The sequence below is a fragment of the Catenuloplanes indicus genome (genome assembly GCF_030813715.1).
Classification (GTDB): domain Bacteria; phylum Actinomycetota; class Actinomycetes; order Mycobacteriales; family Micromonosporaceae; genus Catenuloplanes; species Catenuloplanes indicus.
The window spans coordinates 7920049-7939808 of sequence record NZ_JAUSUZ010000001.1 but is presented as its reverse complement, the minus strand read 5'-3'; the positions used below and the strand labels follow the sequence as shown (position 1 = coordinate 7939808).

Here is a 19760-nt window from a genome sequence, read left to right as displayed (position 1 = left end):
GTGACTAACGGTGAGACCTCCTTGACCGAAGGGTCAGCTTCGGTCAAGGAGCGGGAAAACGGGCGAGAGCGCTCAGGAGACCGCGTTGTAGGCCAGAACACCCCGGTTGACCACGCCGATCGCCTGCCGCGCGGTCGTGCGCACCTCCTCGGACGCGCCGCTGGCGTTGGAGATCTGCCCGAGCAGGTCCACCACCATCCGCGCCCAGCGCACGAAGTCGCCGGCCGGCATGTCGCCGTCCAGGTTGTGGCCGCTGGCCAGCACCTTCTCCAGTGACTCGCCGCGCGCCCAGCGGTAGATCGGCCAGACGAAGCCCAGGTCCGGCTCGCGGGTCAGCTCCAGGCCGCGGGACGCCTCCTCGGCCTCCAGCTCGGCCCAGATCTTCGTGGTCGCCTCGACCGCGTCCGCGACCGGGCCACGCGGCACGGACGCGCGCTCGTCGCCCTCGCGCCGCGCCTCGTAGACCGCGACCGACACCGCGGCGGCCAGCTCGGCCGGGGCCAGGCCTTCCCAGGTGCCCCGCCGCAGGCACTCCGCGACCATCAGGTCCGTCTCGGTCCAGATCCGGGCCAGCATGCGGCCGGCGTCGGTGACCTCACCGGCCTCGGACAGATAACCGCGCACGGTCAGCATGCCGCAGACCGCGTCGAACGTACGGGCCAGCGACCCGGTCCGGCCGGCCACCTTCTCGCGCAGCGCGTCCGTGTCCTTCTCCAACCGGTGCCGGCGCTCGGCCCAGCGCGCGTGCTCCTCCCGGTCCGGGCACTGGTGGCAGGCGTGCTGCCGCATCTGGATGCGCAGCAGCGCCAGCTCGTGGTCGTCGGCCGCGCCGGAGCGGGTGCGGTTGCGGCGACCCTCGCGCCGGTCCAGACCGGTCGCGGTGACGGCCGCGGCCAGGTCCCGGCGGGCAGCGGGCGAGCGCGGGTTGAAGTTCTTCGGCACCCGCACCCGGTCCAGCACCTCGACCAGGCCGGGGAAGTCGCTGGCCGGCACCCGGCCGGCCCAGCGATCCTGAGTGAGCACCATCGGCCGCGGCTCGCCGAAGCCGCCCACGCCCGGGTCGATCACCACGGCCAGTCCGGCGCGGCGGCCGGCCGGGATCCGGATCACGTCACCCGGGCGCAGCTTGGACAGCGAGGCGGCGGTCTCCGCCCGGCGCTGCGCCTGGCCCTGCCGGGCGATCGCACGCTCGCGGTTCGCGATGGCCACCCGCAGGCCGAAGTACTCGTCGAAGTCGCCGTGGTGGCAGCGCACCTCGTCCTCGTACCCCTGGATGGTCTTGACGTTGTTCTGCACCTGGCGGGCCAGGCCGACGACCGAGCGGTCCGCCTGGAACTGCGCGAACGACGACTCCAGCAGCTCGCGGGCACGGTCGATGCCGACGCTGCCGACGATGTTCGCCGCCATGTTGTAGGAGGGGCGGAACGAGCTCTTCAGCGGGTACGTCCGGGTGCTGGCCAGTCCGGCCACGTGCCGCGGGTCGACCTCCGGCGACCAGACCACGACCGCGTGCCCCTCGACGTCGATGCCGCGGCGGCCGGCCCGGCCGGTGAGCTGCGTGTACTCCCCCGGGGTCAGGTCGACGTGCGCCTCGCCGTTGTACTTGACCAGCCGCTCCAGCACCACGCACCGGGCCGGCATGTTGATGCCGAGCGCCAGCGTCTCGGTGGCGAAGACCGCCTTGACCAGGCCGCGGACGAACAGCTCCTCGACGACCTCCTTGAACGCGGGCAGCATGCCGGCGTGGTGCGCGGCCAGGCCCCGCTCCAGCGCGTCCAGCCACTCCCAGTAGCCGAGCACGGTCAGGTCCTCGCCGGGGATCGCGGTGATCCGCTCCTCGACGATCGCCCGGATCTCCTCGCGCTCGTCCGGCGTGGTCAGGCGCAGCCCGGCGGCCATGCACTGCTGCACGGCGGCGGCGCACCCGGCCCGGCTGAACACGAAGATGATCGCGGGAAGCAGGTCGGCGCGCTCCAGCCGCTCGATCACGTCGAACCGCAGCGGCGGCTGCCAGCGCTTGTTCCGCCCGCCGCGGCCGCCCCAGCCGGGGCCGGAGGTGCGGTCGCCCATCTCCATCCGGCGCAGCTGCTCGCGGGTGTACCGCAGCAGCTCCGGGTGTACGTCGTGCTTGCGGGCCGCGTCCGCGTCGTGGAACAGGTCGAACATCCGCCGGCCGACCAGCATGTGCTGCCAGAGCGGGACCGGGCGGTGCTCGGAGACCACGACCTCGGTGTGGCCGCGCACGGTGACCAGCCAGTCGGCGAACTCCTCCGCGTTCGACACGGTCGCGGACAGCGACACCAGCGTCACGGTGGCGGGCAGGTGGATGATCACCTCTTCCCAGACCGCGCCGCGGAACCGGTCCGCCAGGTAGTGCACCTCGTCCATCACCACGTACGCCAGGCCGTCCAGCGCGGCGGAGCCGGCGTAGAGCATGTTCCGCAGGACCTCGGTGGTCATCACGACCACCTGCGCGTCCGCGTTGATCACGTTGTCGCCGGTGAGCAGGCCGACCTTGTCCGCACCGTAGCGGTCGACGAGGTCGTGGTACTTCTGGTTGGAGAGCGCCTTGATCGGCGTGGTGTAGAAGCACTTCTTACGGGCCTGCGCGGACAGTGCCATGTGCACCGCGAACTCGCCGACCACGGTCTTTCCCGCACCGGTCGGCGCACAGACCAGCACGCCGCTGCCGCGTTCCAGGGCCTGGCAGGCCTCGCGCTGGAAGTCGTCGAGGTCGAAGCCGAGGTCGGCGGAGAAGTCATCCAGACGGGGGAACTTCGCGGACTCCGCGGCCCGCCGGCGAGAAGCCGCATACCGCTCAGCGGGAGATGTCACGTGCTCAACAGTAGCCGAGGCCGCTCGATCTTGGCTTTTCTCTTTTCCGGCGGGCCTGGTCACACGGCGCGGCGTGGCGACGGCACGCACCGTGAGGAGGGGTGCGGGAGGCCACCAGATATGGTTCTCGACGTGGCGGATCACGACGAGCGTTCGAGCGAGACGAGCCCGGCGGAGGTGGAGCCGCCACGAGCGATCGAGGGCATCCTCTTCGACTTCCACGGCACGCTCGCGCAGGTGGAGCCGCCGGTCGACTGGGTGCTCGCGGCGGCCACGGCCTGCGGCGCGACGCTCGACCCCGGGCGTGCCACCGCGCTGGCCGACCGGCTGATCACCGCGGGCCGGGCCGGTGGGCCGGTCCCCCGCCGGATCCCGCCGCAACTCGCGGAGGTGTGGGCGGAGCGCGACCTGTACGCGCACTGCCACCGCGCCGCGTACACCGGGCTGGCGGACACTGTGGAATCCGGGATATCCGGCTTCGCCGAGGCGCTCTACGACCGCGGAACCGTCCCGGCGGGCTGGGCGCCCTACTCGGACGCGGCCGCGACGCTCGCCGCGCTGCACGAGCGCGGCGTGCCGGTCGCGGTGGTCAGCAACATCGGCTTCGACATCCGCCCGCACTTCGCCGCATGGGGCCTGGACCGCTACGTCACCGAGTTCGTGCTCTCGTACGAGATCGGCCGGATAAAGCCGGACCCACAGATCTTCGAGAAGGCGTGCAAGCTGATCGGCGTGCCGCCGGAGCGTACGCTGATGGTCGGCGACTCCGCCGCGGACGCGGGCGCGGTCAAGGCCGGCCTGGCCACGCTGGTGCTGCCGGCCGCCGAGCCGGGCCGGGCGAACGGCCTGTGGGCCACGCTCGCGCTGACCAAGTAGCTTCCCCGCCCCGAGAAGCTTCCCGCCCCGAGCTGCACGACCGCCTGAGCGGGCGGTGGCCGCCGGTCATGCGGCACGACCCGGCCTCCGCGGTCCACGTGGAGCCGAACGTCCGGGTGCACCACGCGCCGCGGACGCCCCGGACATGGAAGCCCCCGGGCCGGGTGGCCCGGGGGCTTTCGTCATCGCCCCGTGTGCCCGAGGCTTCGTTTCACGGTAACACCGTCGTCGTCAGACGGCCTTCACGCGAACGGTGAACGCCGCGAACGCCGCCGGGCTGACCACCAGCGCCGGGCCGGTGACGTCCTTGCTGTCCCGCACCGCGACCACGCCGGGCAGGTTCACCGCCACCTCGACGCAGTTGCCGCCGGTGGAGCCGCTACGGGTGCTCTTACGCCATGTCGCACCGGTCAGGTCAATCATCGATATTCTCCTTGATCAGTTCCCCGATGAGGTCGTCCGAAGCGTCCCGACCCAGCGCGATCCGGTCCAGCACGTCCCACGCCCTCTGGTAAGTATCCACTTCCGCGGGTTCGTCCAGGTAGAGCGCGCCGGTCAGGCCCTCGATGTAGACCGTGGTCGGCTCCGCCCGGCGCAGCCCCACCTCCGGGAAGTCCAGCACGGTGAACGACCCGGCGAAGCCCGCGTAGTGCAGCGCCCGGTCGCGGGGGATCACCCGCACGCTGATCCCGGGCCTCTGCGAGATGTTCACCAGGTGGGCGAGCTGACGGGCCCACGCGTCCGGGTCGCCGAGGCCCTTGACCAGCACGGCCTCCTCGATGATCACGTCCAGTTCGGGCGCGGGCGGGTTCGCGCGGGAGAGCAGCCGCTGGCGTTCGCGGCGCAGCCGGACCCGCTGCGTGACCTGTTCCGGCGTCACGCCCGGGACCGCGCCCAGCACGGCCGCGGCGTACTCCTCGCCCTGGAGCAGGCCCGGGATCACGCCGTTCTCGTAGTGGCGCAGCCGGGACGCGGCCTGTTCCATGCCCACGTACAGCTCGAACCAGGCCGGGACCGCCTTGCCGTACGCGGCCCACCACCCCTTCTCCTTCGTGGCCGCGGCCAGCGAGAGCAGCACCTCCAGCATGTCCGGCGGCGCGTGGTAGAGGTCCGCGAGCGCGCGCACGTCCACCTGCCGGACCGGTGCCTCGCCGCCCTCGATCCGCGACATCTTCGACAGCGAGACCTCGATGTGCGCGGCCGCGTCCTTCAGCGTGGTCCGCGCACCCTCCCGGAGCTGGCGGAGCAAACGACCGACCTGGCGGCGCGGTACGGACGATCCCCCGTCGTGTGACATCTGAGCCTCCCGAACGCGATTTCTGACGGGTCCGGGCCGTCACAATGACGGCTCAGGAATCTGAATTCCGGAAATCCCGTTTCTGCACTTCTCGGAAGCGTACGGGTGCGCCATCGTGTACGGCAGGTAGCCGTCCCCGTCACTGCCGGCAGGCGTGACGGGGCCGAGCCTCTCGCGAACCCTGGAGGACCCATGGCCGTGGCACCGCCGCCGATCCCCGCGATCGTGCCCGGCACCGTGCTGTTCATCGCGGACGAGCGCGATTACCGGCTCGGTGTCGGGCCGCTCGCGCTGCGCGTCACCGCCCTGGGCACGCCGGGCGCGGAATGGCTGGTCGTGCACGGCCACCGCATCGGGCACGACGGGAGGGTGGACCACCGCCACCTGACGTTCACCATCCGGGTCGCCGCGCTGCGCGACGCGGTGCGGCCCACCGGCTGGCTGCCGCCGGCGATCCGGCAATGACGCGTTGCTCCGCCGCGCCGGCCGCCTGAGTCGACACCGGGCGGCCGGCGCGCACGGGAGGCCCCGGGGACGCGCCGACCCCGGGGCCTCCCGCCGTCCTGCACTCCCGCGCCGGCGCCGATCGTCCGGGGCAGCCACGCACACGGCCGGCAGCGAGATCGCTGCCGGCCGTGTGGTCGTCGTGCTGTGCTGCGCTATCAGGTCATGTCGTCGAAGCCGCGTTCGATCGGCCGGGGCCTGATCGGCTCGACCGGCTCGATCGGGCCGGAGGCCGACACCGGTGAGCTGGCGCCGACCGGCTCGCCGACGGTCACCGGGCCGCTCGCGCTGACCGGGCCGCTGGCCGTGACGCGGTCACCGGCGGTGACCGATTCGGTGTCGCCGAGGTCGAGCGGCGACACCGCGTCGTCGTCGAGCCCCTCGTACAGCGACTTGCCGCGGCCCCGGCGCTTGTCGTTCAGCAGCGCCACGCCGACCGCCATGAAGTACAGCGCGGACAGCGCCAGCGCCAGGACGGTCATGCCGAACGGGTCCGGGGTGGGCGTGACGACGGCCGCGAACAGGAAGAACGCGAACACGGCGACGCGCCACCAGGACAGCAGCCGCGCGCCGCTGACCAGGCCGACGACGTTGAGCATCAGCGCGACCAGCGGGAACAGGAACGCGACGCCGAACAGCAGGATCAGGCTGGTGACGAAGCTGATGTACCGCGTGACCTCGAGCTGGGTGTCGAGGCCGGTGACGCCGGACGTCAGCAGGAAGTACAGACCCTTCTCGACCACGTAGTAGGCCAGCACCGCACCGCCGGTGAACAGCGGCGCGGCGAGCGCGACGAACGCGTAGGCGTAGCCGCGCTCGTGCTTGTGCAGGCCGGGCGCGATGAACGCCCACAGCTGGTAGAGCCAGATCGGCGCGGAGACGATCAGGCCGACCCAGAGCGCGATCTTCAGCTTAAGCAGGAAGCCGTCGGCCGGGCCCAGCTGCGTCATCGGGCAGCCGCCGTCCGCCTGCCGCATCGTCGGCAGGTCACAGTACGGCTGCTTGAGCAGCTCGAACACCCAGTCCGCGAGCCAGAACCCGACCACGAAACCGGCGACGACCGCGAGTGAGGCGCGGAAGAGCCGAGTGCGCAGTTCCCTGACGTGCTCGATCAGGGTCATCTCGCCGTTGGCCGCCTGCTCGAACTTCGACGGCCCCTTGTTACGGCCAGGCAGGGCGAGTTTCACGGCTCAGATCAGCGGTCGCGGACCGGCTGCTCGGCCGTCGCGTGCGTCGCGTGCGCGGGCGGGATCACGTCGCCCTGCAGCGGTGCGCGGCCGTTCTTCGCGTCGGCCTTGTCGGACAGGTCGTCCGGCGCGTCCTTGCCGTCGTCGACCATGCTCTTGGTCTCCGCCTTCAGGATGCGCATCGAGCGGCCGAGCGAGCGGGCCGCGTCGGGGAGCCGCTTCGCGCCGAAGAGGAGGATGAGCACCACCACGAGGACGATGATGTGCCACGGCTTGAGGAACTGCATTTCGTTCTCCAACTCGGTGTCGAGGGCGACCCGTCGACGTCAGGCGCCGAGCCCATGGTACGTGCGGAACAGCCCGTTGCCATCGGGCCCGCACGTCTTCACAGGGTAAAGACAGCGTTGACATGAAAGACCTTGCTGGACGTAGTCTCTGCCACACCGAACCCGCACGTCAACAGGCGGTTGGCGAGCAGAACAGCCCGAAACCGGGCGTTTCCGCGCCCGTTACGGCTTGGCTGCCCGGATCGCCGCGACCTGGTCCGCCGCCCGGCCGGCCTGGTCAGCCACCACGAGCGAGCGTTCCTGCAGCGCCTCGGCCTTGGCCTGCAACCGCTCCAGTGCCTCCTGCTTGAGCATCAGCCGCCGCACGGCGCGGTGCAGCTCCGGCACGCGGGCCAGCACCGGCCGCACCGCCAGCCCGAGCACGAGAAGCGAGAACAGGGCGACACCAACGATGATCCACAAAATCATGACCAAACCCTATGCCGAGGGTACGGAATACGCAGCGAGCGCCGCCGCGGCCTGCTCCCGGATGCCGGTGATCAGTTCCGGCGGGCTCACCACGGTCACCTCCGGCCCGAGGCCGAGGATCAGCCGCCGCGCCCAGTCCAGGTCGGTGACCCGCATGGTGACCAGCCAGTCCTCACCGGACGCGCCGCGCTCGACCGACTCGCACGGGTAGTACTCGGTGATCCACCGCTCGGACCGGCCGACCCGCAGCGTGATCAGTGGCAGCTCGGCGCCGGGGCGGAACACACCGGCGCTCAGGTCGTGCGGGCGTGCCTCCGCCGGGGGCGCGGACGGCTCGTCCAGCTCGGTCCAGCCGTCGATCCGGTCGACCCGGAACAGCCGGGTCGCCTCGGCCCGGCGGCACCACGCCTCCAGGTACGCCCAGCCGTCGACGTTCACCACCCGGATCGGGTCGATGACGCGCTCGGTGGTCTCGTCCCGGGACGCGGTGTAATACGTGATCCGCAGCGCCCTACCGCTCTCCAGCGCGCTCCGGACCCGGTCGACCTTCTTCGCGTTGCCGCTCATCCGGACCGCGACCGGCGCGTCCGCATCCGCCCCGGCCGCCGACTCTATCTTCGCCAGCGCGCGCTCGATCGCGTCCCGGTTGCCGGTGCCGGGCGTCTCGGCCAGCATGCGCAGCGCCACGACCAGCGCGAGCGCCTCGTCCGGCGTGAGCCGCAGCGGCTTGCCGATGCCGGCGTCGTAGGTGATCGTGACGTTGTCGCCGTCGAACGCCATGTCGATCAGGTCGCCGGGGCCGTAGCCGGGCAGCCCGCAGACCCAGAGCAGCTCCAGGTCCTCGCGCAGCTGCTTCTCCGAGACGCCCAGGTCGGCGGCGGCCTCGACGATCGCGATGCCGGGGCGGGCCAGCAGGTAGGGCACCAGGTTGAGCACGCGGCCGAGCCGGTCGGCGGACGCGCGCGAGGCGGACGGCGCGGTGGTCACGCGGGCACCTCCTCGGTCCGGGACACGATCTCCTTCAGCCGCTGGATGACCGCGTCGCGCAGCTCCGGCGGGTCGAGCACCTGCACCTCGGGACCGTAGCGGACCAGCGTGCCGGCCAGCCGCTCGGTGTCCCCGTACCGAATGGTGATCTTGTCCTTGGGGTTGTCGCCCTGCCCGGGCTCGACCACCCGCGCCCAGCGGCGCAGTCCGGCGCCGACGCCCGGCGTGATCAGCAGCGTGGCCCGGCCGGTCCACTCGACCGGGCCGGAGAAGCGCGACACGTGGCTGATCAGGTCGAGGTCCGCGGGCGGCGTGAACGCGCCCGGGCGGCCGGCCGGGCGGACCTTGCCGAGGATGCGGGACAGCCGGAAGCAGCGGACCGCGCCGCGGTCGAGATCGTGCCCCACCACGTACCACCGCCCACGCCAGCAGACCACGCCCCACGGCTGGAGCTTGCGGGTGGCCGGCTCGTCGCCCTCGGGCGCGCGGTAGTCGAACGCGACCGCGCGGCGCTCCCGGGCGGCCGTGGTCAGCGGCGCGAACGCCGGATCGACCGTGACGACCGGCTCGACACCCAGCGTGGCCTGCGGGTCCATGTCGATGCCGGCGGCGCGCAGCTTCGCCAGCCCGGAGGAGGCGGCCGCGGCGAGACCGTGGTGCTGCCAGAGCCGGCCGGCGATGCCGACGGCCGCGGCCTCGTCCGGTTCGAGCGGGATGTCCGGCAGCGCGTAGTCGCGGTGGGCGATCCGGTAGCCGGGCTCGGCGTCGAAGACGCTCTCCGTCCCGGTCTCCAGCGGCACGCCGAGCTCGCGGAGCTCCGCCTTGTCCCGCTCGAACTTGCGCTGGAACGCCTCGTGCTCCTTCGGGTCCTCCGGATCGTGCTCGTAACCGGGCACGGTCGCGGCGATCTGCGCGGCGGTCAGGAACCGGCGCGTGGACAGGAGGCAGATGACCAGGTTGACCAACCGCTCGGTGCGGATGCGCGACACGCCCGCAAAACTAGCAGTGCCGCCCGGCCGGCCGCGCCCCGCGTCCGGTTAGCTTTCCCTCATCCGGGTATGCGATGCCCTCGTGGCAACCTCCCCTGAGAACGAGAGCGTCGGCACCGTCGTCGTGGCCGGGCTGGCCAACCTCGCGATCGCGGTCGCCAAGCTGGTGGCCGGGATCGTCTCGCACTCCGCCGCGATGCTGTCCGAGGCGGTGCACTCGCTGGCCGACACGGTCACCGAGGTGCTGCTGTTCACCGCGCTGCGCCGGGGTGCGAAACCGGCCGACGCGCGCCACCCGTTCGGGTACGGCAAGGAGAGCTACGTCTGGGCGTTCATCGCGGCGCTGTTCACGTTCGTCGCCGGTGCCGGATTCTCGATCACGCACGGTGTGAACACCATCCGGACCGGCGAGCACAGCGGCAACTACCTGATCGCGTACCTGGTGCTGGCCGCGTCGTTCGTCGCCGAGGGCATCTCGTTCCGGCGCGCGGTCCGGCAGGTCCGGTCCTCGTCCCGGGAGTGGCGGACCACGCCGCGCCGGTTCCTGCGGCACACGTCCGACACCACGGTCAAGGCCGTGTTCCTGGAGGACGCGGCCGCGCTGACCGGCATCCTGCTGGCCGCGCTCGGCGTCGGGCTGTCGCAGCTGACCGGCGATGAGACGTGGGACGGCGTGGCGTCGATCCTGATCGGCGTGCTGCTGCTGTTCGTGGCCGCGACGCTGGCGCACAGCAACGTGTCGCTGCTGGTCGGCCGCGCGGTGCCGCGGCGCATCCACGAGGAGATCCACGACGAGATCGCGGCGCTGCCCTCGGTGGAGCGGGTCAGCACGCTGCTCACCATGCAGCTCGGCCCGTCCGACGTGCTGGTCGCCGCGAAGGTCGACTTCACCGACACCGCGACCGGCGCGGAGATCGAGTCCGCCGCCGACCTGGCCGAACGCCGGCTGCGCGACCGCTACCCGAACATCGCGTATGTCTTCCTCGACCCGACCCGGGGCGCTGTATAGGGTTGCTCCTCATGATTCGGTGGCGGTCGGGGACGGTGACGGCGCTGCGGCGCAGCTGGGACGGGGCCAGCGAGCTGTCGGTGACGGTGGACGGCGACCAGGACTCGATCAAGGCGCTGGCGTACACGCCGCTGGTCGGCGAGCCCGCGGTCGGCGACCGGGTGCTGCTCAACGTGGGCGCGCTCGAGATGGGCCTCGGCACCGGCGGGTACGCGCTGGTGGTCGCGCTGCCGGACAACCTGCCGGGCTCGCACCTGGCGGACCACCGGGACAACGGCCACCTGGTCAAGGCGCGCTACACGCCGCTGCAGGCGATCATGATGGGCGTGGACGAGGAGGCCTCACCGCACCGCGCGGTGCTGGCCGAGGCGGACGACCTGGAGGGCATGCCGGTCGTGCTGGCCGACCTGCACTCCGCGCTGCCCGCGGTGCTGGCCGGGATCGGCACCGGCCCGCGCGTCGCCTACCTGATGACCGACGGCGGCGCGCTGCCCGCCTGGTTCTCCCGCACGCTGTCGGCCCTCAGACCCCACCTCGCCGGTACGGTGACCGCGGGCCAGGCGTTCGGCGGCGACCTCGAGGCGACCACCGTGCACAGCGGGCTGCTGGCCGCCCGGCACGTGCTCGGCGCGGACGTCACGATCGTCGCGCAGGGCCCGGGCAACCTCGGCACCGGCACCCGCTGGGGCTTCTCCGGCGTCGCGGTCGGCGAGGCGGTCAACGCGGTCAACACGCTCGGCGGCCGCGCGGTCGGCTCGCTGCGCATCTCCGACGCCGACCCGCGCCCCCGGCACCGCGGCGTCTCGCACCACAGCGTCACCGCGTACGGCCGGGTCGCGCTCACCCCGGCTGACCTGGTCGTGCCCACTCCCCTGCCGTCCTCGGTCGCCGAGGACGTGGAGTCGACGCTGCGGCTGCTGGCCGAACGGCACACGATCGTCCGCGTCCCCGCCGACGGCCTGGACGACGCGCTCCGCGCCTCTCCGGTGCCGCTCTCCACCATGGGCCGCGACCTGGACGGCGACCACGCCTACTTCCTGGCCGCCGCGGCCGCCGGCCGCCACGCCGCGTCACTGTTGCCGGCGGCGTGATCCACCGCTTCTCCGCCACCCGCCCGAACCGTTCCGGCGACGGGACCCCGACGGTTCTGCACCACCCGCCCGAACCGTTCCGGCGGCGAGGCCCCGACGGTTCTCCGCCGCCATCGGCCCGGGTGTCACCCGCGTTGTGAACCGCTGGTTCCTTCGCGACCACCCGCCCGGCCGGCAGGGAGGAGCGCCAGCGACGACCGGTGCCCGCGGGAGCGCTGGGTAAGCGGCCACGCCGGAAGCGGGAAGACAGGTTCCAAGAATTTGATCTTGCTGGCGACTTCGCGTCAGCCGAAGATGACGAACAGCGTCCAGGCGACCACGATCACGCCGAGGATCGTGGCGTAGACCCAGGTCGGCACGCGGTACTCACCACGCCGGTTGGCCTGCACCTCGGCGACGATCCTCTCCCGGCGCCGGTCGAAACGGTTCTGCTCGTGCTCAGGTCTGGTCATAGTCCTGCCAGCGTAAACGGGACCCCGGACGCGGCGCCCGGGGCCCCGATCGGCTCACATGCTCGCGATCAGCCGTTCCACGCGCTCGTCGTGCGCCCGGAACGGGTCCTTGCACAGCACGGTGCGCTGCGCCTGGTCGTTCAGCTTCAGGTGCACCCAGTCGACCGTGAAGTCGCGCCGCTTCTCCTGCGCGTGCTTGATGAACTCGCCGCGCAGCCGGGCCCGGGTGGTCTGCGGCGGCGTCTCCTTGGCCTCGTAGATGTCCAGGTCACCGGCGACCCGGTCGACCTGCTTGCGGCGCTCCATCAGGCCGTAGAGCCCGCGCCCGCGCCGGATGTCGTGGTAGGCCAGGTCCATCTGCGCGATCCGCGGGTGGGACAGCGGCAGATCGTTCTTCGCCTGGTACCGCTCGATCAGCTTCAGCTTGCTGACCCAGTCGATCTCCCGGGAGACCGGGTCGAGGTTGCCGGACTCGACCGCGTCCAGCACCCGGCCCCACAGCTCGACCACGCGCTTCGCGGTGTCGTCGCCGCCGCGCCGCTCGACGAACTCGGTCGCCTTCGCCAGGTACTCCTGCTGGATCTCCAGCGCGGAGATCTCCTTGTTCGACGCGAGCCGGACCTTGCGGCGGCCGGTCACGTCGTGCGACACCTCGCGGATCGCCCGGATCGGGTTCTCCAGCGACAGGTCACGCATCACCACGCCGGCCTCGATCATGCGGAGCACGATGTCCGCGCTGCCCACCTTCAACAGCGTGGTGACCTCGTTCATGTTCGAGTCGCCGACGATCACGTGCAGCCGGCGGTAGCGCTCCGCGTCCGCGTGCGGCTCGTCCCGCGTGTTGATGATCGGCCGGGAGCGCGTCGTCGCGCTGGAGACGCCCTCCCAGATGTGCTCCGCGCGCTGCGACAGGCAGTAGACCGCGCCGCGCGGCGTCTGCAGCACCTTACCCGCGCCGCAGATCAGCTGCCGGGTGACCAGGAACGGGATCAGCACGTCCGCCAGGCGGCCGAACTCGCCGTGCCGGGACACCAGGTAGTTCTCGTGGCACCCGTACGAGTTGCCGGCCGAGTCGGTGTTGTTCTTGAAGAGGTAGATCTCGCCCGCGATCCCCTCGTCGTGCAGCCGCTTCTCCGCGTCGACGAGCAGTCCCTCCAGGATCCGCTCGCCGGCCCGGTCGTGCGCGACCAGGTCGAGCACGGAGTCGCACTCGGGCGTCGCATACTCCGGGTGCGAGCCCACATCCAGATAGAGCCGGGCGCCGTTACGCAGGAAGACGTTGCTGGACCGCCCCCAGGAGACGACCCGCCGGAACAGGTAGCGCGCCACCTCATCCGGTGACAAACGCCGTTGACCTCGGTAGGTGCACGTGACGCCGTATTCGGTCTCGAGACCGAAGATTCGCCGCTCCATGAACGAACATTAGCCCCACGTGACCCTGTTGTGGCACCTGTGTGACCCGCCTCGGGGACAGGGCGCGAAAAAATCTGCTCCGTGGGGTGTTTTGTCGGGTTTATCGCTCCCAGTCGAGCAACCGGAGCAGATAGTCGCCGTAGCCGCTGCGGCGGAGCGGCCCGGCCAGCGCCCGCAGCTGATCGTCGTCGATGCGGCCGGCCCGCCAGGCCGCCTCCTCGATGCATCCGATCTTGAAGCCCTGGCGCGCTTCGATCACGCGCACGTACTCGGCGGCGTGCACCAGGTCGGCGAACGTCCCGGTGTCCAGCCACGCGGTCCCCCGGTCCAGCACCGTGACCGTGAGATCGCCGCGGCGCAGATACGCGTCGTTGATGCCGGTGATCTCCAGCTCGCCGCGCGCGGACGGGCGCAGCTCCTTGGCGATCCGGACCACGTCCGCGTCGTAGAAGTAGAGGCCGGGCACCGCGTACCGCGACTTGGGCTTCTCCGGCTTCTCCTCGATGGAGATGACCCGGCCGGACTCGTCGAACTCGACGACGCCGTAGGCCGTGGGGTCCGCGACCGGGTAGGCGAAGACGCGGCCACCGGCGTGCGCCGCGTTCTCCTTCAGCCTGGTCGGCAGGTCGCCGCCGTGGAAGATGTTGTCGCCGAGGATCAGCGCCACGTCGTCACCGGCCAGGAACTCCTCGCCGATCAGGAACGCCTGCGCGATGCCCTCCGGGCGGGGCTGCACCGCGTAGGTGAGCGACAGCCCCCACTGCGCACCGTCACCGAGCAGGCGGCGGAACTGCGGCTGGTCGTCCGGCGTCGTGATGATCAGCACCTCACGGACGCCCGCGGTGACGAGCGTGGTCAGCGGGTAATAGATCATCGGCTTGTCGAACACCGGCATCAGCTGCTTCGACACCGCCTGGGTGATCGGCCACAGCCGAGACCCGGTTCCACCTGCCAAAAGGATCCCGCGCACCGGCGAATCGTACTCACGTCGGCCCGCTACCGGCAGTCACTTCGCAATGAACCTGTGATCGACGCGAACCGGAGCGCGACCAGGCTCGGTTCCGGTCCTGGTACCGTGGCTTGCGCTCCTGGCCGGAGCAGACGTAGAGCTTTCCTGGGGGGCCGGCACAATGACCCGTTGGCTGATCACCGGCGCGGGCGGGATGCTCGGCCGCGATCTCGTCGCCGCACTGACCGAGCCGACCGCCTCCTACGGCCGGCACGCCCGGCGCAGCGAGACGCCCGTCGAGATCACCGCCGCGACCCGCGACATGCTCGACGTCACGGACGCGGCTGCGGTCGCCTCCGCGGTCTCCGGCCACGACATCGTGATCAACGCGGCCGCCTGGACCGACGTCGACGCCGCCGAGGACCACGAGGACGTCGCCACCGACATCAACGGCCGCGCGGTCAACAACATCGCGGCCGCGTGCACCGTCAACGGCGCGAAACTCATCCAGATCTCCACCGACTACGTCTTCGACGGCACCGCCACCACGCCGTACCCGGAGACCCACCCCACCGCGCCGATCAACGCGTACGGTCGCGGCAAGTCCCTCGGCGAGCAGCTCGCGCTCCGCACCGGCGGCTACGTCGTGCGCACCGCCTGGCTCTACGGCGACCACGGGCCGAACTTCATCGAGACCATGCTGAAGCTGGCCGCGTCCCGCCCCACCGTCGACGTGGTCACCGACCAGATCGGCCAGCCCACCTGGACCGCCGCGCTCGCCGAACAACTCGTCCGCCTCGGCACCGCCGCACTCGCCGGCACCGCACCGCCCGGCATCTATCACGGCACCGCCGCCGGCCAGGCCTCCTGGCACGACCTGGCCCGCACGCTCTACGACCTGGCCGGCCTCGATCCCGACCGGATCCGCCCCACCACCGCCGAATCGTTCGCCCGCCCGGCCCCGCGCCCGGCCTACAGCGTCCTCGGCCACGACGCCTGGTCCGCCGCCGGCATCCCGGTCCAGCCCGACTGGCGCGTCCAGCTCGACCACGCCCTCAGCGAACCCGGCTTCGCCGATCTGGCCAAAGCGGCACGATCCTGAACCGTTCTTCCCACTTCCGGCGTGGTGACGTCGGGCGTGCTCCCGCGGGCACCGGTCGGCCGCAGGCGGCCTCCCTGCCGGTCCCGTGGTGGCCCGGCAAACCCACAGGGCATCCGGGCGGCTCGCGCGGTGATCGCCAAGGGCCGGCGGCGATTCCGGTCGGCGCAAGCTTCCGGCTCGCCGGCCGTTCGAGTGTGGCACAGCGGCACTCCGTGCCCGAGATCTCCGCACCGGAGATGCCGCTGGGGTTGCCGCTGCCTTGAGCACGGCCGGGCATGTGTGGCGACCGTCACCGGCGCGCTCCCGTTACCCTCCCCCGCGGCCCGGCCGCCGCCGTCCGTGGCGAGCACGCGGCGGCCCTGCCACCGCGCACATGCGGCGGCCGCCGGAGCGGGGAGACCGCTCCGGCGGCCGCCGGACATGAGCGATTACTTGTCGGCCGGGCCGTCCTCGTCGACCGCGGACGACTCGCCCGCGGACTCCAGGTCGGCGGACGCCGCCGAGACCGTCGGGGTGTCCGGCCCCGGGGCCGGGCTGGCCGGCTTCTCGACCGCGTCGGCCGGGAGGTCGCCGCCCTCCAGCAGCGCGGTCAGCGCCTCACCGGTGATCCGGCGGAACGTGCGGCCCTTCCGGGTCCGGTCCAGCACCGCGACCTCGAGCTGCTTGGCCGTGATCGTGCGCGGCGAACCGTTCTCGCCGCCCACGCTGGCCAGCGACTTGACCGCGAGCTTCAGCGCGTCGGACAGCGACAGCGTGAACGCGTGGCCGTCCTTCAGCGTGCTCGAGATGGCCTCGGCCTGGCCGCCCATCGCCATGAAACCGGGCTCGTCCTGGACCGAGCCGTCGTACATGATGCGGTAGATCTCGTCCTGCTCCGCGGACGCGCCGACCTGCGCCACGCACAGCTCCACCTCGAACGGCTTCTGCTGCTCCGTGAAGATCGCGCCGAGCACCTGCGTGTACGTGCTGGCCAGCGCGCGACCGGTCACGTCCCGCCGGTCGTAGCTGTAACCGTCGATGTCGGCCTTGCGCACACCGGCGCGGCGCAGGTTCTCGAACTCGTTGTAGCGGCCGACGGCGGCGAAACCGATCCGGTCGTAGATCTCGCTGACCTTGCGCAGCGACGTCACGTTCTCCGCGACGAGGAGCACCCCACCGGCGTAGCTGAGGACCACCGCGCTCCGGCCCCGGGCGATGCCCTTGCGGGCCAGCTCGGAGCGGTCGCGCATGATCTGCTCGGGTGAGGCGTAGAACTGCATTGCCACGGCGGCTCTCCTTCTTGGTCTTTGGCGTCAGAAGCGGCGGGGGAACCGCTTCTCAGCCGCCGGGGTTCTCGTGGCGGGCGTTGACGACGGCCTCGGCGATCGCGGAGACCTGCTCCTCGGTGAGCCGGTGCGTGCCCTCGGCCGACGCGGTCATCACCACCGGGTAGATCTTGCGAACCAGGTCCGGGCCGCCGGTCGCGGTGTCGTCGTCCGCGGCGTCGTAGAGCGCCTCGACCGCGAGCCGGGTCGCCTCCTCCGCGGAGATGCCGGGCCGGTACCGCTTCTTCAGCGCGGCCTTCGCGAACAGCGAGCCGGAGCCGATCGCGTCGTAGCCGGTCTCCTCGTAGAGGCCACCGGCCACGTCGAAGCTGAAGATCCGGCCGACTCGTGCCGGGTCCGCCGCGGCCTGGTCGTACCCGGCGAAGAGCGGGATGACCGCGAGGCCCTGGAGCGCCGCGCCGAGGTTCTGCCGGATCATCGCGGCCAGCCGGTTCGCCTTGCCGTCGACCGAGAGCATGACGCCCTCGATCTTCTCGTAGTGCTCCAGCTCCACCTGGAACAGCCGCATCAGCTCGATGCCGACACCGGCCGTACCGGCGATGCCGATCAGCGAGTACGCGTCCGCGGGATGCACCTTCTCGATGTCCCGGCTGGCGATCATGTTGCCCATGGTCGCGCGCCGGTCACCGGCGAGCACCACGCCGCCCGCGTACGAGATCGCCACGATCGTGGTGCCGTGCGGCGCGACGTCACCGGCGGAGAGGCCGGGCGGCAGCGGCCGGCGGCCGGGCAGCAGATCGGGGGCGGCGACACTCAGGAACTGGGTGAAGGAGGAGGTCCCCAGGTTGGTGAACGCATCCGGTAGGCGCCCTGATGGATCAAAACCCGTAGCCACGTATGTCCCTTCAGCTATGTCGATCGCCCTGGCGCGGTGAGACGCCGGAGCCGCCGTTGTGGTGGAAGCACCCTATCCCGCGCGAGGTCACGCGGTGGTGATCATCTGTTACGTGTTCCGGGTCAGGTGCGTTACACACCCGACCCGGCACAGCAGCTCTGGAAGCGGACAATTAGGTCACTGGCCGCCTTTTTGGACGTATCCCCTCACGAATTCCTCGGCGTTCTCCTCGAGGACCGAGTCGATCTCGTCGAGGAGGTCGTCGACCTCCTCGGTGAGTTCGGCGACACGTTCGGCGGTCTCCGGGTTGGCCTCGACCGTGGCCTCGTCGACCTCGCCCTGCTGGCTGCTCTTGCTGGATTGCGACTGTCCGCCGGTGTCCCTGGTAGCCATCCCGGTCCCTCCCTCGCCTCGTGCCGCGGGACTCGACCGCCCCGGCAACATCAGGTACCTAAAACCTACCCCGGAGTTATGACGAAAAGGCTCGCCCAAGCGCGTGTTTCGCGCTCAGCCGAGCCCTTTCCGATCAACCGCGGAAGTTCTACGTCGCCGGCCTGGTGCCGCCGGTGAGCGCCTCGAGCAGGTCCTTGGCGCTCTCGCACCGGTCGAACAGCGCTCCGACGTGCTTCTTCGTGCCCCGCTCCGGCTCCATCATCGGCACCCGGACCAGCGATTCCCGGCCGATGTCGAAGATGACCGAGTCCCAGCTGGCCGCGACCACCTCGGACGCGTACTGCGCGAGGCACCGGCCGCGGAAGAACGCCCGGGTGTCGTCCGGCGGGTTGACCATCGCGTCCCAGGTGTCCCGCTCGTCCAGCAGCGTCTTCATCGAGCCGCGCGCGACCAACCGGTGGTAGAGCCCCTTCTCCGGCCGTACGTCGGAATACTGCAGGTCGACGAGCTGGAGCTTGTGCGACGCCCAGCCGAGGCTCTCCCGCTCGCGGTAGCCCTCCAGCAGCCGCAGCTTCGCCACCCAGTCGAGTTCGTCCGCGCAGGACATGACGTCCCGGCCGAGCTTGTCCAGGACGTTCTCCCAGCGGTTCAGCACGTCCGTGGTGGCCTCGTCCGCGTCGGTGCCGAGCCGGTCGTCGACGAACTGCTTGGCCCGCTCGAAGAACGCCCACTGCAGGTCGAGCGCGGTGAGCTTGCGGCCGTCGCGCAGCCGGACCAGGTGCTGCAGCGACGGGTCGTGCGAGATGTGCTTCAGCTCGGAGACCGGGTCGGCGATGCCGAGCTCGCCGGTGAGCGCCTTCTCCTCGATCATGGAGAGGATCAGCGCGGTGGTGCCGACCTTGAGGTACGTGGAGATCTCGGACAGGTTCGCGTCGCCGATGATGACGTGCAGCCGGCGGTACTTGTCCGCGTCCGCGTGCGGCTCGTCGCGGGTGTTGATGATCGGCCGCTTGAGCGTGGTCTCCAGCCCGACCTCGACCTCGAAGAAGTCGGCGCGCTGGGAGATCTGGAAGCCGGTGCCGGAGCCGTCCTGGCCGATGCCGACCCGGCCGGCGCCGGTGACGATCTGCCGGGTGACGAAGAACGGCGTCAGGTACGCCACGATGTCCGCGAACGGCGTCTGACGGCGCATCAGATAGTTCTCGTGTGCGCCGTACGACGCGCCCTTGTTGTCGGTGTTGTTCTTGTACAGATGGATCGGGTGCGTGCCCGGGATGGTGGCCGCGCGCCGGGCCGCCTCGGCCATCACACGCTCGCCGGCCTTGTCCCACTTGACCACGTCGAGCGGGTTGGTGACCTCGGGCGTGGAGTATTCCGGGTGGGCGTGGTCGACGTAGAGGCGCGCGCCGTTGGTGAGGATGACGTTGGCCAGGCCCAGATCCTCGTCCGCGAGCGCCTCGGCGGGGTCGTAGGCGGCGCCGGAGTACGTGAAGCCGCGCGCGTCGCGCAGCGGCGACTCCTCCTCGTAGTCCCAGCGGGTGCGCCCGCCGCGGTTGAGCTCCGGCCGTGCCCCGTAGGCGTTGACCACCTGCGAGGAGGTCACCATCGGGTTGGCGCCCGGCTGGCCGGGCACGGAGATCCCGTACTCGACCTCGGTTCCCATGATCCGACGAACAGACATATAAAGCCCTCCCCATCACCCGTCGAGAGAAGCCTAGCCCCTACGAGGGGTGACGAAACGTGTCGGCACATGGATAAAAA

Annotated in this window: 20 protein-coding genes; 5 read left to right on the top strand and 15 right to left on the bottom strand. The window is 71.2% G+C overall.

What is annotated here, in order from left to right; all coding sequences use genetic code 11:
* Positions 1–72: 72 nt before the first annotated feature.
* Positions 73–2835 carry a DEAD/DEAH box helicase gene (locus tag J2S42_RS35460; protein WP_307246379.1) on the bottom strand — a complete coding sequence of 921 codons (2763 nt, stop codon included), beginning with the start codon at positions 2833–2835 and terminating at the stop codon, positions 73–75.
* A gap of 120 nt (positions 2836–2955) precedes the next feature.
* Between J2S42_RS35460 and J2S42_RS35455 the strand changes: the two genes are divergently transcribed.
* Positions 2956–3711 carry an HAD family hydrolase gene (locus J2S42_RS35455; protein WP_370879324.1) on the top strand — a complete coding sequence of 252 codons (756 nt, stop codon included), beginning with the start codon at positions 2956–2958 and terminating at the stop codon, positions 3709–3711.
* A gap of 231 nt (positions 3712–3942) precedes the next feature.
* On the opposite strand, the gene J2S42_RS35450 is transcribed toward J2S42_RS35455, so the two are convergent.
* Positions 3943–4134, bottom strand: coding sequence for a DUF397 domain-containing protein (locus J2S42_RS35450; protein WP_307246376.1), 192 nt, complete (start codon positions 4132–4134; stop codon positions 3943–3945).
* Positions 4127–5008, bottom strand: a complete 882-nt coding sequence (locus J2S42_RS35445) for a helix-turn-helix domain-containing protein (protein ID WP_307246374.1) — start codon at positions 5006–5008, stop codon at positions 4127–4129. The genes J2S42_RS35450 and J2S42_RS35445 overlap by 8 nt, the downstream gene beginning before the upstream one ends.
* A 192-nt stretch (positions 5009–5200) precedes the next feature.
* On the opposite strand from J2S42_RS35445, the gene J2S42_RS35440 reads away from it, so the two are divergent.
* Positions 5201–5473: a hypothetical protein gene (locus tag J2S42_RS35440; RefSeq protein ID WP_307246373.1), complete on the top strand. Its 273-nt coding sequence runs from the start codon at positions 5201–5203 to the stop codon at positions 5471–5473.
* A 197-nt stretch (positions 5474–5670) separates the two neighbouring features.
* Here the strand turns inward: J2S42_RS35440 and tatC are convergent, their stop codons facing one another.
* From tatC to J2S42_RS35415, 5 genes are all read right to left on the bottom strand, one after another.
* Positions 5671–6633, bottom strand: coding sequence for a twin-arginine translocase subunit TatC (gene tatC / locus J2S42_RS35435; protein WP_307249221.1), 963 nt, complete (start codon positions 6631–6633; stop codon positions 5671–5673).
* Positions 6634–6707: 74 nt separating this feature from the next.
* Positions 6708–6986, bottom strand: a complete 279-nt coding sequence (tatA, locus tag J2S42_RS35430; protein WP_307246371.1) for a Sec-independent protein translocase subunit TatA — start codon at positions 6984–6986, stop codon at positions 6708–6710.
* 222 nt (positions 6987–7208) lie between these two features.
* A complete protein-coding gene (locus J2S42_RS35425; RefSeq protein WP_307246369.1) occupies positions 7209–7454 on the bottom strand; it encodes a hypothetical protein in 246 nt (81 codons plus the stop codon).
* Between the two features lie 9 nt (positions 7455–7463).
* Positions 7464–8441, bottom strand: coding sequence for a helix-turn-helix transcriptional regulator (locus J2S42_RS35420; protein WP_307246367.1), 978 nt, complete (start codon positions 8439–8441; stop codon positions 7464–7466).
* A complete protein-coding gene (locus J2S42_RS35415) occupies positions 8438–9430 on the bottom strand; it encodes a helix-turn-helix transcriptional regulator (protein WP_307246364.1) in 993 nt (330 codons plus the stop codon). The genes J2S42_RS35420 and J2S42_RS35415 overlap by 4 nt, the downstream gene beginning before the upstream one ends.
* Positions 9431–9512: 82 nt before the next feature.
* Here J2S42_RS35415 and J2S42_RS35410 point away from each other — a divergent pair, with 82 nt between their 5' ends.
* On the top strand, positions 9513–10439 hold the full coding sequence (locus tag J2S42_RS35410) for a cation diffusion facilitator family transporter (protein WP_307246362.1): 927 nt from the start codon (positions 9513–9515) through the stop codon (positions 10437–10439).
* Between the two features lie 11 nt (positions 10440–10450).
* Positions 10451–11530 (top strand): DUF3866 family protein, encoded by a 1080-nt coding sequence (locus J2S42_RS35405; RefSeq protein WP_307246360.1) that lies wholly within the window; start codon positions 10451–10453, stop codon positions 11528–11530.
* Positions 11531–11814: 284 nt separating this feature from the next.
* Here J2S42_RS35405 and J2S42_RS35400 read toward each other — a convergent pair whose 3' ends face one another.
* The 3 genes from J2S42_RS35400 to rfbA all read right to left on the bottom strand — a co-directional run bounded on the left by J2S42_RS35400 (position 11815) and on the right by rfbA (position 14365).
* Positions 11815–11982, bottom strand: coding sequence for a hypothetical protein (locus tag J2S42_RS35400; RefSeq protein WP_307246358.1), 168 nt, complete (start codon positions 11980–11982; stop codon positions 11815–11817).
* 54 nt (positions 11983–12036) lie between these two features.
* Positions 12037–13395 (bottom strand): Pup--protein ligase, encoded by a 1359-nt coding sequence (gene pafA / locus J2S42_RS35395; protein ID WP_307246356.1) that lies wholly within the window; start codon positions 13393–13395, stop codon positions 12037–12039.
* A gap of 100 nt (positions 13396–13495) precedes the next feature.
* Positions 13496–14365, bottom strand: a complete 870-nt coding sequence (gene rfbA / locus J2S42_RS35390) for a glucose-1-phosphate thymidylyltransferase RfbA (RefSeq protein WP_307246354.1) — start codon at positions 14363–14365, stop codon at positions 13496–13498.
* A 160-nt stretch (positions 14366–14525) separates the two neighbouring features.
* Between rfbA and rfbD the strand changes: the two genes are divergently transcribed.
* Positions 14526–15446 (top strand): dTDP-4-dehydrorhamnose reductase, encoded by a 921-nt coding sequence (gene rfbD / locus J2S42_RS35385; RefSeq protein WP_307246352.1) that lies wholly within the window; start codon positions 14526–14528, stop codon positions 15444–15446.
* A 428-nt stretch (positions 15447–15874) separates the two neighbouring features.
* On the opposite strand, the gene prcA is transcribed toward rfbD, so the two are convergent.
* From prcA to dop, 4 genes are all read right to left on the bottom strand, one after another.
* Complete coding sequence (gene prcA / locus J2S42_RS35380) at positions 15875–16711, bottom strand: proteasome subunit alpha (protein ID WP_307246350.1); 837 nt, start codon at positions 16709–16711, stop codon at positions 15875–15877.
* A 52-nt stretch (positions 16712–16763) separates the two neighbouring features.
* Positions 16764–17606 carry a proteasome subunit beta gene (gene prcB / locus J2S42_RS35375; RefSeq protein ID WP_307246348.1) on the bottom strand — a complete coding sequence of 281 codons (843 nt, stop codon included), beginning with the start codon at positions 17604–17606 and terminating at the stop codon, positions 16764–16766.
* Positions 17607–17783: 177 nt separating this feature from the next.
* Positions 17784–17999, bottom strand: a complete 216-nt coding sequence (locus tag J2S42_RS35370; RefSeq protein ID WP_307246347.1) for a ubiquitin-like protein Pup — start codon at positions 17997–17999, stop codon at positions 17784–17786.
* A 148-nt stretch (positions 18000–18147) separates the two neighbouring features.
* Positions 18148–19680 (bottom strand): depupylase/deamidase Dop, encoded by a 1533-nt coding sequence (gene dop, locus J2S42_RS35365; RefSeq protein WP_370879322.1) that lies wholly within the window; start codon positions 19678–19680, stop codon positions 18148–18150.
* Between the last annotated feature and the right edge of the window lie 80 nt (positions 19681–19760).